We start from the raw sequence: 13,371 nt of genomic DNA on the forward strand, positions 1-13,371 counted from the left end.
TTTGTCCCATCTCCTCTACGCGTTATATATGGATCAAGCTCTTGTATCAAACATTCTTCGGGTCGCGGATTTTCTGTCCTGTCCCGTCGGCGGCGAATAGGTTGTATCATCGTCTTCGTTGCCGATCATTAAATTCAAGGAAAAATCGATAAACGAAAGATTCTGCTTAATCAATTCCTGATTCAGCGCGTTCACCCGTTTCACCTCAGCCAAACGGCCCTCCAGTTTCTCCTTTAACTCCATCAGCATTCGTTTCTCTTCGGGGTCAAAGACGAGTCTTGATATTTCCGTAATCGTCAAGTTCAGTTTTGATTTGATTCCCTTGGACTGCAAAAACGTCTGGGCAACCGTTAGAAGCTGCTGTTCCAGCTCTTCAATCGATTTCAGCATTTTGGATTCACGCGACAAGATGCGTACCAATCCATCAAAGTCACGGTCTAATATAGCCTGTTTTTTTTGCAGCATCATTTCCAATAAAGCCGATTGCTGCGCATCCATTTGCGACAAGCTGCCGATGATTAACTGAACTGACATAGCCGCCCCCTAATTATCATTGAAAAAAGATTTGAAGTACGGAACGAGCTTCTCCGCCAGTTTCTTGGCGTCTACCTGGTACGTTCCCGCGGACACCTGCGATCTCAAATCCTCGATTCTTTTGGCGCGTTCCGCGTCCGTGCCTTCCTCCTGCGCCTTGAGAAGCTCTTTGGCCTCCTCGGAAATAGAAAGTTCGTCCTTGCGGCGTGCTCTACTGTCTGTATCTTTACGCTGGGAATCCAGTTGGCGCTGATAATTGTTAATGGCTCCGGCCCGTCCGGTTTCATTGATTTTCATGGGCTCCACCTTTCTTTCCAAATAAAAAAGCCGATAATCTTTACTAAGTTTATCGGCGGCGTTTGAATCATTTTTAATAGCGAACTATTGGTTTATAAAGAATATTATACCGAACCGACGGTCTTTTTGTCGATTACGGATTACGGAATTTGTCGATGGCGTTGTAGGCTCCTTGTCCGGTTCTTTCGTTTAAGCCGGCCGTTTTTGGCGCATCATCTCTAGTAGCGGCTGTTAAATCGCGAGTCAAACGGGTACGGCAGGAATCGCACATATTGCCTTGCCGAATCAGCACCCCGCATACCTCGCAAGGATACATCATATTCGGGTTGTTGGCGACCGAAATGCGTCCTTCCTTGATGAACTTGGTAATTTGCCGGATCGAAACGCCCGTTGCCTCGTGGACCTCCTGAATTGTAGCCAACTTCTCCTCACGTAAATAATCCAGGCACTTCTCGTACTCCTCTTCGATCTCCTTAATGCAAGAGGGGCAGATGTCTCTGAAATTATTGGCAAACAATCTCCCACAACGCGGACAATTCCCAAGATTCATACCCATGCTTAATCGTCCCTTCACATAACATCTATATAATGTTAGATTACTCTATTCGAGGGGGATTCGTCTATATCTTTTACATAAGGATCGCCCAAAAAATGTAAGAATCAGGAACGGGCCCATGTCAAACTGTAAACCTCCGCCCGGCGCCCCAACCGCCCGCAAATATCATGCAGCGCCTTGGAGCATGATTCCACGGTGCTGCCTGTCGTATAAACATCATCGATCAGAACAATGCGCACGGGAGGCGCAGGAGGATCGGCAAACTTGATGGCTGCCGCATCCGGGAAAGTAAAGGCCGATGAAACGGAATGCTGCCCCGTCCTCGTTACACCGGACTCGGCGACATGCCCGACGGGGGCGGTTTTACCAAACCAGCGGTCAGCAAGAAGGGAAAAACCGCTTCGCTTCCGGCTGGCGGCCGCCAGAGCCGCCGACAGCTGCTGTGCCCCGTGAATGTCCGGCTGAAAAACGTCATGCAAATCCCGCAGCCGTTCCCAGCGGCTTTTAAAGCTTTGTTTTTCGGTATGCCGGGAGCGCTCCACCAAACTAAGCAGCGGAAGACGTCCGGCTGCGGCAACGCCGTAGGCCAGGCGCTTGGCCTGGTTAAATCCCCGTTCCTGCATGCGGTCGCCGCTGACCGGCACATAGGTAACGGCATCAAACCGGAAACGCCCAAAGCCATAAGCTTCTTCCAACTCCCGCAACATCGCCCTGTATGCTTGAGCCGTCATTCTGGCAAGCACCGCCCCATAAGATTCATTTCCTCTGAATTTATATTGGGCTAACCATTCGCGCATTACCGCGTTATAGCTTACCGCGCTGCGGTTCATCACAAAACTGGAATGCGAACGTTCCGGTCTGCTGCAATCCGGACAGCCCACGGGCCGCCCGCAAAACCGGCAGCGGATTTGCTTGATCCAAGGAATCGAAAGGTAGCAGGACATGCAGATTTCCGGATAACCCCGAACGCGGTCGGAAATCGTCTTGCCGCAGGTTAAGCACGGAATTCCCGGAGGAGCAAGCAGGGTATGCAGCGAGGAGAACACTCCCGCCAAAGGGGAGTTCCCCTCCGTCAAAGCGTATTGAACTCCTAGTGACGGCAAGCGGAGCCTGCCGCCCGCCGCATAGGCCCGCGTCCCGCTCCGTCTTCTTCTGCGGGGCCCCCGAACCGCCAAACTTTGGGATGACTTCGTCATTTAGACTTCCTCCTTTTGTTTCAAAAAACCGCCCCTTAGCGCGGCCTTGTTCATCCAGCGAATTTGCCGCAGAGCTCCGCGCTGGGACTTCGTCCATTCATGCGAGGCGAAGATCACCGTCCCGTTCGGGTCATCCTTTGAGCGCCCCGCCCGTCCGGCCATCTGCACGAGGGATGCTTCATCGAACAGGTCGCTGTCCGCATCCAATATGTATACATCGCTTCGCGGCACCGTAACGCCGCGCTCCAAAATCGTCGTGGTCACCAACAGCCTGATTTTTCCTTCGCGGAACTCCAGCACCTTCCGATTCCTTCCCCGGTCCTGGGAAGAGGTTCCCGCAAGCGGCAGTCCGGGAAAACAGCCCCGGAGCAGCCCTGTAAGCGGCTCGATCTGCCGGATGCGGGTGACGAACACAAAAATTTGCGCGCCGCGGCGGACCGATTCCTCCAGGGGCCAAAGCAAGCTGCGCGGAAGGGAGCGGCGGCGCAGACAGGTCCCGACCGGGTCCATCGCAATCCGAACCGGAACCGGGAGCGGATGGCCGTGGAAACGGGCCGGCACTTTGGCATGAGGCAGCCTTCCGGCGCGAATTTCCCGCTGCATGGCCGGGGGCGGCGTAGCGGACAAAAAAATGAACCGTCCGTCTCTTTTGCAGGCCGCCTCTGCGGCAAATTCCAACATCGGGTCGTTATGATACGGAAACGCGTCGAGTTCATCGATGATAACCAAATCGAAGGCCTCGTAAAAACGCATCAATTGATGGGTCGTGGAAATAAACAGCCTGGCCTCTTCCCAGCGCTGCTCGCTCCCGCCATACAGCACCGCCATGGGCACATCGGGAAAAACTTTGGCCACCCGCGGCGCCAGTTCGAGCACCACGTCCCGGCGGGGCGTGGCGACCAGCGCTCGCCCTCCTTGGTCCAACACGTAACGCAACAGCGGAAAAATCATCTCCGTCTTGCCGGCCCCGGTCACGGCCCACAGCAAAAACCGGGGAGGCCGGGCATCCGCCGGCCTGCCGAAGGGCAACAGGCGCAAAAGCCGGGCAAAGGGTGCGGAGCGGGGGACGGCAGGTTGCCCGGGCGGGTTGGCCAAAGCCTGCTCCGCCGGGGGCTCCGGCGAATGCGCCAAGGGCCCGGGCAGTTGCGTCAAAGGCTCGGGCGGATGCGGCAAAAGCTTGTACGACTGCGGCAAGAGCTTGTACGACTGCGGCAAGAGCTTGTACGACTGCGGCAAGAGCTTGTACGACTGCGGCAAGAGCTTGTGCGCCTCCGTTAAGAGCTTGTGCGACTGCGGCAAGGGCTTGTGCGGCTGCGCCAAAGGCTTGTGCGGCTGCGCCAAGGGCTCGTGCGACTGCGTTAAGAGCTTGTGCGACTGCGTCAAGGGCTTGTACGCCTGCGACAAGGGCTTGTACGCCTGCGACAAGGGCTTGTGCGGCTGCGATAGAAAGCGCAGCGCCTGCCCCGCCGCGCTGCGCTGCGCGGGGCTCAGCCCCCACCGGTCCAGCAGGGACGCGGCGGGGGCCACGGCCGAGCCGCCCGCCGCCTGCGGCGCCGCGGGCGGCTCGGCGCCAGCGCTGCCGCGAAGCAGCAGCGCACAAGAGCGGCTGCGCCCCAGCGCGAGGCAGGCCTCGCAGTAGGCGCAGCCGCGGGAGCCGCACGCCCCGCAGGGCGTGCGGCGGTGCACTTCGCTGCCGCAGCGCCGGCAGCGGTGGCCCGCCCGGGCCCGGCGCCAGCGCGGGCCCGCTTCACCTCGGGCGCGGCTTGTCCCGCCCACGCCCGAGGTGAACCGCACGCGCCCCTGCAGGTGCGCGAGCTGGGCGGCGGAGCGCCATGCCGGCGCAAGGCCCGGCAGGCGCTCCGCCAGCAGCTGCTGGAGCTCCGCTTCCAGCAGCGACCTGCCCGCGAGCGCGTCCGCAAGCCGCCGCGCCTCCTCAAGCGTGTGCACAAGCCACGCTTCCCCTGCGGCAAGCCACTCCCTCTCCACCGAATCGGCCTGACTTAAAAAAAGCTTGTTATCCCGGTTATCCTTCCATCCCCGCTTGCTATCCCGCCATGCCTTTGCGTTTTCACCGCCTCCAGGCACGCTTTCCAACAACCTGAGACCTAGCGGAGTCAAGCCCGCCTCCCCTCTCCATAACCAGCCATGATTTCCCGTCAAATTCAAATCCTTTTCCCCGGCTCTCCTCGGCGTATTGCTCAAATTCACTCCACTTAAGGAACTCAAACGTTCTGCATTTTTCCGAACGCCCCCCCGTTCATCATCGCTTAGCTTCTTTTCGGCCGCGAGTTCCGGCTTCAAGCCAAGCTTTAAAAAGCCCTCCCAATCCCTCTCATTCCACCGGTCCATCGCCTCCTGCGTTTTAAACCGGCCGCGCAGCTTCACCGCCCAACCCAAGGGCAAACCGTCCGAAAGCAGATATATCGCCGAGGCCCCGAGTCCAGCTCCCGCATGATGTGAAAATCCAGCGCCGCGCAGAACCCCGTTTGAACCCACGGTCCCGCCGGCCAAGATCGGCCCATCGGTTAAACCCATCTTTTTCTTCACTCCCTGTCTTTCAAGCCCCCCTTGCCCATTCAAAACGTCCACAACACTGCATGCTGCTGCATCCCCCTGATCCCCCAGCCTCATCCACCGGCTTCCTCCCACAACCCACCAAAGCAAATCAACCCGCAAATCCAAACTGATCCAAAGCCGCCACTCCGTCATGAGCTTTACCGCATACAAACCCGCCTTCATTTCCACCTCTCCCCGCCAAAAAACAGCAGTTTATTGCATACTTCAACAATTTCAAGATAATTCCTCCATTTACTTATATTCCTTCATTATTTTTTGCTTCTTTTCTGTGGCATTAAATCTGACAAGATACATTTTCTAGCCACACATATTCTAACGGTTGCCATAGCGCTTATTTCACAGAAATCAGGCTATTTTTGCTTAGATTCAGGCAAATAACGACGCTTACAACCGTTAGAATTTAGAAAAGGTCTTTTTCCGGAAAATAGCCGCTGCTACAACCGTTAAATTTCCGGGCAGCCTTTTTGGGGAATCTTGAGCAAGAATTAATGCAACGCTGGTGCCAAAACGCTTGATTTCAACGAAATAAGGTTATTTCGGTCCGTTAGCCCTCCCCACGTACTCCGAGCAGCTTCGTCCAGTCCCTGTCAAGCCCCGGTTTCGGTTCTAAGCCTTTTTTTCGACATCCCCTTTCTTCACAAACCGCAAGACGCAAAAAAGCACACCCCTCCGGCCTATGGCCTGATAAAGAGTGTGCTTCACACTTTGCGCCGCGCATCCCGATGCGCGAGTATAAAGTTATGATTTTGTTTCGGCTCACTTATTGGTATTCGCTGCGGCTCGGCGTTTTCCTGCAACCCCTGGTAATTTTTTGAAACCCAATAATCGGTGCGCTTCCAAAACCTCGTACGCTCCCAAACGCAGCCTGATGCGAACATATGACTTGGCGGCTTACACATGGACATAGGGGATTTTTCCCGCCTCCTGCGGAATACGAAGGTCGATGCAAACAGGAGCGTCGCCAGCCGTTTTGGCAGCCTGCGCCTCCACATCTTCTTCCCGGACCGCTGCCAGCCCGATAATGGTCAACTCCATATCGCCTTGCGCCTGCAGCTTTTGCATAATTGCAAGCGTATCATCCTCCGAAGCCTCGTCGAGCACCGTTACCCGCAGCGGCAATCCGCGCAGTCTCGCATACCATGACAATGCCCGCAAGTACCATTCCATTTGGCTCTCATGGTTGCTTGTCACCAGAATATAATGCATCGTTTTGGTCGTAGACTTCCGCCGTAAATATATTCCGTGCAAAAAATGAACCAGCGCCGCGGCCAATCCGTAGCTAAGCAGGACCCAACCCATATAGGGAACCACGGAACTCACCTCCTTTGTAGAGGTAGTTCAAAAAGTCATCTTTTAATCACGAAGCAGATCATGAAGCGGATTCGACGTCGAATCTTGAATTCAGCCGGGCCTTCCGTTGCTCACGTAGGCTCCTCCTACGCTCCGCTACTCAGTCCCTAAGCTTCATCCAACCTTCTCGGTGCTTAAAAACCTGACTTTTTGAACACTCCTTTGTAGAGGTAGTTCAAAAAGTCATCTTTTAATCACGAAGCAGATCATGAAGCGGATCGGGCGTCGAATCTTGAATTCAGCCGGGTGGGGCATATGCTTTCGAAGTATGTTTCCTGCAGAAACATTTCAGTTGCTCACGCAGGCTCCTCCTACGCTCCGCTCCTTTCGTCCCTAAGCTTCATCCAACCTTCTCGGTGCTGAAAACCTGACTTTTTGAACACTCCCTTATAGCGACAATATATGCCGCTAGCAAAAGGAGGGTTACTGGGCTCCCGTCAAACAGACCGCTGCCTGCAATAACGGGAGCCTTCCAGCCCTTTTCATCCAATCGCAGTTGGACAGATGACTAGACCTTTTTAACGCCACAGTGCCGGAATAACAGCCCACCTGCCCGTTTGGGCCGGCGTACTGCATTACGGCTAAAATCATCAATTTCCGCAACTCGCAGACAGCGCTGTACTATGTACCTGGCCGCTTCCCTGTCCCTATAGCATTCAAAAAAATAGGAACTCGCCTCACATTTCAATATCATGAATAATATGGAAACCAAGGCACAGAGAAGGCCAGTCAAAAACGATTTCCGCATCATCTGCTGTGTCTATCAACTCTAATGAACATTCAGCTATCTCTGCCGTCCTAAAACTACGAGCTGCCGCCGCCTTTACGTGTAGACACCATCCGCTGCCGCGGAATCGGCTCGGCTAATATCAACCGCGCCAAACCGAATTTATATCTGTAAATATTTTAGCCGGTTAAAGAGTGACCCAACCGAACTTAATCGCATTAATAACCGCTTGGGTACGGTCGTCAACGTCCATTTTCTGCAAAATGCTGCTGACGTGGTTTTTGACGGTCTTCTCGCTAATAAACAAATGCTCTCCAATCATTTTGTTGCTGCGTCCTTCCGCCATCAAACGAAGCACTTCAGCTTCCCGTCTCGTCAGCGGATTGTCATCGCCGGCAACGAATTTAACGCCCGCTTCGCGGATCGCGTTGTCTTCGGCAATCGCCCCCGTCTCGCTCAAATATTCCATGCGGCGCAGTTGCTGAATCAGTTTGCCGGTTACTTTCGGGTGAATAAACGCATTCCCCTCGGCCACCGTACGGATGGCATTAACCAGCGATTCAGCCTCCATGTCTTTCAGCAAATAGCCGGTTGCCCCTTTGCGCAGCGTTTCAAACACATAGCTTTCATCATCGTGAATCGACAAAATGATGACCTTGACCTCGGGATACGACTCGCGGAGTTCAGCCGTGGCATCCACGCCGTTCAATTGCGGCATATTGATGTCCATCAGCACGATTTCCGGAGCAAACTGCTGGCAGCATTCCAACACTTGAGTGCCGTCGCCGCATTCTCCTACAACCTCGATGTCTTCCTCCATGTTCAAAATCCGCTTCAGACCCTCCCGAAACAACTGGTGATCGTCAGCCAAGAGAACTTTGATTGCTTGTCTGCTGCCACTCGTAAGATTATCCATCCTGGTACTCCTTTCTCTTCTCTGTGTTCGTTGGAATGTGGATGACGATTTTGGTACCCATATTCGCTGCCGATTCGATTTCCATTCTTCCTTCGAGTAATTCGACTCTTTCCCGCATGCCAATCAGTCCGAAATGGGTATGCCCTTTCGTCTTTTGCTCCAATTGGTCCACCTTGAAGCCAAGGCCGTTATCTCGCACAATGATGCGCAGCATTTGCGCCTGATACGTGATCTCCACGCCAACATAGGTCGGAAAAGCATGCTTCGCCGCATTGGTGAGCGCTTCTTGCACCAGCCGAAAAATCGCCGCTTCCATCGGAGAGGATAACCGATGCTCTTTGCCCCTGGTTTCAAAGGTGGCTCGAATCTTGGTCTTCTCTTCATAATCATGAACGTATTTGCGCAGTGTTGGAATCAGACCGAGATCATCGAGCGCCATCGGACGCAAATTAAAGATCACTTTCCGCATTTCTTCGAGACTGGAGCGGACCTGAGCTTTCAAATCTACTATTTCGTCCTGTACCAGTTTAAATTCCTGCTTAGCGAGCATTCTTTCTACAATTTCCGTCCTAAGCACTAGATTCGCGAGAAGCTGAGCGGGACCATCGTGAATTTCCCGCGAAATCCGTTTTCGTTCTTCTTCCTGCGCCAAAATAATCTTGAGACCGATCAGCTGCCGGTTCTTAGCGGATTCCAAGATTCGGGTAACCTGTCCCAATTCGCCGGAAAAGTATTCGAGCACAACGCCCATTTGCGTACTGATCGTTTCAGCTCGTTCGACCGATTTTTCCACGTTTCGAACTCTTTTTTGCAGTTCATCGCGTCTGGCCTTCAAATACATTTCCTTCTCGCGATAAATCAGCAAATCAAGCTGAAGCTGCGTCGCCTTCTCGTAGGCCTGTTTGATGTCTTCCTCTTTGTACCGCACGAAATCCCGGCTGACTTCCGTCAGCCGGATGCGGGAACGTCTGTAGTTCACCTCGAGCTGGTCGACCTTCTCCACGGTTTCCGCCGTTTCTTTCATTACGTTTTGCATCTCCGTGTTCAGCGTCTTCAGCTCATTTCGCGCCGAGTCCAAAATTTCGAGAATTTGCAGCTTGCTATTTTCAAGTACGTTAACAGCGTTATTTATTACGCGATCTATGGCATCTGCTTGAAAATCCACCTATACCTTCTCCGTTTCTGTAGTCCGAATAGTCCCAGACTAATCATATCATGATTCGAGGGTGATGGATTTGGTTTTCTTTTCCCAATTTACGCCAATGCCCAGCTGTTCCGACACCAAACGTAACGGGACTAAAGTCCTACCTCCCACAACGATCGGAGAAACCTCCGCTTGCTTGCTGGTTCCGTTCACAAAAAATTCCTTTTCCCCCACGGTTAACTCGAGTACGTTCGTTCCGCGCTTTACGGTAATTTTTTTCGCGGCATTGTTCCAGGTGGAGGTCCCGCCAAAAGCATCCAGCACATATTTAATCGGTACATACGTCGTGTTGTCCTTCAGCAGCGGAGCCACTTCCAGGCTTTGTTTCGCCCCGTCCACCGTCATCGATTTTTGGCCGACAACCATGACGGCTTTGACGCTGGGCTGGGTCACGGCGGCGGCTTCCTCTGTAGCGGCGGCGGGAGCGGTAAACCGGATATTGTCAAAAGAAACACTGCCCGTCAGCATACGTTCATCTTGCCCTTCCTCCACACTTACGACATACAGCCGTTTCAGCTTGGCCGGATATTTGATGCCCGCTGCCGTTAAGTCGACGTTCAGCGTTTTCCAGCCCGTGAAGTCCAGCGGCCGCGCCAAATCGAGATACACCGGTTTGCCGTCGGCGTCCGCCAGCTCCGCGCGCACCCAGTTCAAGCTGGCATCGCCCAGGAGATCGATCGTCATCGCCGTGGCGTTTTCCGGAATCTCCTTGCCGGTCGTTCCGTTGATTTGCGCGTAAGCGAATTTATTGCCCGTACCGCCGGTCAAATCGTAGTCAAGCTGCAGCACTTTCGAATTCGCGCGTTCGCCCGTCCCTTGGACAATCGCTGCCGTTCCCTGCGACTCGGCCGGAAGCCCCGTAAACGAAATCGGGTAAGACACGTTTTCAAAGCTTTCCCAAATGGTGTCCGTGGAAGCGGACAAGACAACCGGCGTGCCGGTGAAGCCGTCATAGCTAGGCGTTGCATAAGCAACCTTCGTGCCGGAATTTATCGACTGCACGGTGAGCGCGCCATCCTTTACGCTGGCTTTCATGCCGCTGAAGGTCCATTTCACGGATTCCGCCGGAACGTTTACCGTGCTTCCGCTCTTCAGCTGAGCTGTAACCGGCACGGATACGGAAGCCCCCGCTTCGAGCGGCGCAAACGTCGTAGCCGGCGTCAGGCTCGTAAGATCGCTGCCGCCCAGCACCGTCACCTCCATGCTGCTGCTGGCCGAGCCGTTTGTAGCGGTGATTTTTGCCGTACCCGCTTTAACGCCTTTAAATCCGCTGCCTGTCCACTTGACGTTTCCGTTGCTCGCTTTCCAGGAAGCCGCCGTGCTTTCCGTCGCAATCGGGTTGTAGTACGTATCGTAGCCTTTCAGGGCATAAGGGACCGTCTGCCCGATGAGCAGCGTGGATGATCCGCTGACTTTAAAGCCTTTCAGCGTGCCTTGCGGAGCCGAAGTGAAGACGCCGAGGCCGTTGGCGACGGCGCGTTGTCCGGCCGATCCGTTGGACGTCGTGAAGGTGAGCTGCGCACTTGTTTCGGCAAGCGGACGATTCACCATCGTTGTTGAACCGCCTCCGTCCAGGTTCAACCCTTTCCATACCCCAATGCTCGTCATAAAACCTTGCAGTTCCTTTAACGTCATCCCGGAGCTGTTGCTGTTTTTCTCGGCGGCAATAATATAAGCCGTTTTCCCGTCTTTGGAGTAGCCAACGGCCGTACGCGCCACGGTGCTGCCTCCGCTGATCGAGTTCGTTGCACGGGTAAACGCCGAGGCTTGGCCTTGATCGACCAGCAGCGTATGGCCGCCGATCATCACCTTGAGATCCGCGGGATTGACGCTATTCCCAGTCGTTAAAGACTGCAGTTCATACTGCGTATCGATGCGCTGTCCGACCTCCAAATGTTTAGCGACAAAGTCCGCCGCCGTTCCATGGGCGCGCAAAATATATCCGTCCGCCGGCACGGCTCCCGGAATCGGCGCTTTGATCGAAATCTGCGTGATCACATCGCCCTGTACAAGCACTTCCGTCGGCGTTGTCGAAGTGTCCACCGGCCGCTGCGCGGATTTCCAGGCGCTAGTGTATATAAACAATTTGTTGACATGGCTGCGGGTTTTATCCGGCTCCGTTACATAAGATTCCTGATTGATCCCCGCAAGCTCAAACGACGAGCCGTCCTCGGCAACCACCGTCCCGTTGAAGCCAAACCGGTCAATGAACGGCGTTCCGTCATTTTTCACCCCAAACGCGTACATGCCTTCGAGTTGCGCCGGGCTTGTGACAAGCGTTCCTTGGGAAACCGCCGCTCCCATCGGCACGCCTTGCCCTCCGGTGGCAAAGAAATCGCCGTTTACCCCGGCCACGGCACCGGTCTCTTTGGCCATGCCTTCCACCGATTGCCGGGTCGTCAATTGCCCCCCCTTGCCGGTCATGACATCCAAACTGACGTAAGGATTGGTTAAATCGACTTCGACCACATCCGCAAGCACTTTAACGGACTTGCCCGAACGCGTCACCGTGTATTGATATTTGACAAGTTTCGCCCCGGACGTAATGATTTCTTCGCTTAATTTTACGGCTTGATTGCTTGCCGCATACGCCGTAGAAACCGTCCCCCCAATAGGTACCGGTCCCCATCCGATCGCCGGCTGAATCCAAATCATTCCCGCCAAGGAGACGATCGCCAATCGTTTCCCGCCCCGCACTACAATCCGCATCCATTTCGAGTCCTGATTCTTATCCACTACCATATTAATTTGCTACTCTCCCAACTTTTGCAATAATTATCCAAAGCGAACAGCCTACCCTATCCCTTTGGAAACCTAATCTATAAATTATAGACTATTTTCCCGCCAAAAAGTTACGAAAAAAAGCAAGATTGTCAAAGTTCTCTATGTTTTTGAAAAGTAGTGGTTGCTGGCTGTGAATATCGTGGATTATGTGGATAAAAACTGTGGATATTGTGGATTGTTTTTGTGGATAATGTGGACATTGTGGAAACTCGGCGGATAAAATGCTACTATTTAAATATATAAGGCGTAGCACGTCCTGATCTTCTCTGTGGATAGAGGGTCAGGACTTTTTATTTTACTATATAAAAAATAAGAGGAGTGATCGGTATAAATGAAAACGTTAACTTTCGAAAAGGCGCATAAAACCTTCATCAATCAGCACTCAGACTCACGAAAGGGAGAGCGCAAAGCCCGCCTTTTACGGGGACACGGACATGGAGAAACCTTATTTTTGAAGAACGTATGGTGGCCGCTGTATGGAAATTTCGAATATCTTCATCCCGAATATGAGATTCTCGATTGGCGGGGGCGCTCATATTTTGGCGATTTTGCCTATTTGCCGGGGCTTCTTAAATTTATGATTGAAATTAAGGGGTATGGCCCTCATGTACAGGAAATGGATCGTCAGAAGTTTTGCAATGAATTAAATCGTGAATTATACCTGCAATCCCTCGGCTTCCGAGTAGTTTCTATCGCCTACGATGATATCGAACAAAGGCCTGATCTGTGTAGAAATCTCCTGCAAGTGTTATTTAACCGGTACCAAGCCTATCCGCAGCCTAAAGAACGTTCTGTTTTCGCAGAAAAGGAAGTTCTCCGCCTGGCATTATGTTCTGCCGGGTCCATCAGTCCTAAAGAGGTATGCCAATATTTTGGCATCAATTACCGGACTGCGGTGCGCTTGCTACAATCTCTTTCTGCCAAAGGGTGGATGCAGCCGATCCGAAACGGAACCGGACAAAGAATTCATCGCTACGAACTGCTTCAAGGAAGTTGGGAGATGATTGACTGACATAGGCAAGATCCATAAGATATTTTTCCAAATAGTTGGTTACCTGGGTGTTGAACTAGTTAGGAGCCTGGCTCCGACGAATTAGTTGCAAAACTTACAGGTAGGATAAATTTAGATGCGGGCTAATCCGTATTAATTGCATTTCTTGCAATTACATCCAGACATCTTCACCAATCCCTTCAACTATGCCGTTTTAATTGTAGGATTTGCATTTAAAC

10 protein-coding genes are annotated in these 13,371 nt (G+C 53.1%); 1 reads left to right on the forward strand and 9 read right to left on the reverse strand.

The genetic code is table 11. From position 1 onward, the window contains the following. Window positions 1-33: 33 nt before the first annotated feature. From NYE69_RS32695 to NYE69_RS32735, 9 genes are all read right to left on the reverse strand, one after another. Window positions 34-534, reverse strand: coding sequence for a flagellar protein FlgN (locus tag NYE69_RS32695; RefSeq protein WP_036619295.1), 501 nt, complete (start codon window positions 532-534; stop codon window positions 34-36). Window positions 535-543: 9 nt separating this feature from the next. After that, window positions 544-831 (reverse strand): flagellar biosynthesis anti-sigma factor FlgM, encoded by a 288-nt coding sequence (gene flgM, locus NYE69_RS32700; RefSeq protein ID WP_036619294.1) that lies wholly within the window; start codon window positions 829-831, stop codon window positions 544-546. 133 nt (window positions 832-964) lie between these two features. Further along, entirely contained in the window at window positions 965-1,381 is a 417-nt protein-coding gene (locus NYE69_RS32705; protein ID WP_036627427.1) for a TIGR03826 family flagellar region protein, read from the reverse strand. A 110-nt stretch (window positions 1,382-1,491) separates the two neighbouring features. Next, window positions 1,492-2,583: a ComF family protein gene (locus NYE69_RS32710; protein ID WP_240752145.1), complete on the reverse strand. Its 1,092-nt coding sequence runs from the start codon at window positions 2,581-2,583 to the stop codon at window positions 1,492-1,494. Beyond that, window positions 2,584-5,322 carry a helicase-related protein gene (locus NYE69_RS32715; RefSeq protein WP_340930176.1) on the reverse strand — a complete coding sequence of 913 codons (2,739 nt, stop codon included), beginning with the start codon at window positions 5,320-5,322 and terminating at the stop codon, window positions 2,584-2,586. Between the two features lie 729 nt (window positions 5,323-6,051). Further along, window positions 6,052-6,471 (reverse strand): hypothetical protein, encoded by a 420-nt coding sequence (locus tag NYE69_RS32720; RefSeq protein WP_124333318.1) that lies wholly within the window; start codon window positions 6,469-6,471, stop codon window positions 6,052-6,054. 953 nt (window positions 6,472-7,424) lie between these two features. Then, complete coding sequence (locus NYE69_RS32725) at window positions 7,425-8,153, reverse strand: response regulator (protein WP_036619290.1); 729 nt, start codon at window positions 8,151-8,153, stop codon at window positions 7,425-7,427. Further along, window positions 8,146-9,318 carry a sensor histidine kinase gene (locus NYE69_RS32730; protein ID WP_036619289.1) on the reverse strand — a complete coding sequence of 391 codons (1,173 nt, stop codon included), beginning with the start codon at window positions 9,316-9,318 and terminating at the stop codon, window positions 8,146-8,148. The genes NYE69_RS32725 and NYE69_RS32730 overlap by 8 nt, the downstream gene beginning before the upstream one ends. A gap of 48 nt (window positions 9,319-9,366) precedes the next feature. Then, window positions 9,367-12,099 carry a stalk domain-containing protein gene (locus NYE69_RS32735; RefSeq protein WP_036619288.1) on the reverse strand — a complete coding sequence of 911 codons (2,733 nt, stop codon included), beginning with the start codon at window positions 12,097-12,099 and terminating at the stop codon, window positions 9,367-9,369. 373 nt (window positions 12,100-12,472) lie between these two features. On the opposite strand from NYE69_RS32735, the gene NYE69_RS32740 reads away from it, so the two are divergent. Next, window positions 12,473-13,153 (forward strand): hypothetical protein, encoded by a 681-nt coding sequence (locus tag NYE69_RS32740; RefSeq protein ID WP_036619287.1) that lies wholly within the window; start codon window positions 12,473-12,475, stop codon window positions 13,151-13,153. The last annotated feature ends 218 nt before the right edge of the window (window positions 13,154-13,371 follow it).

Source organism: Paenibacillus sp. FSL R5-0527 (assembly GCF_038008055.1).
Classification (GTDB): Bacteria; Bacillota; Bacilli; order Paenibacillales; family Paenibacillaceae; genus Fontibacillus; species Fontibacillus macerans.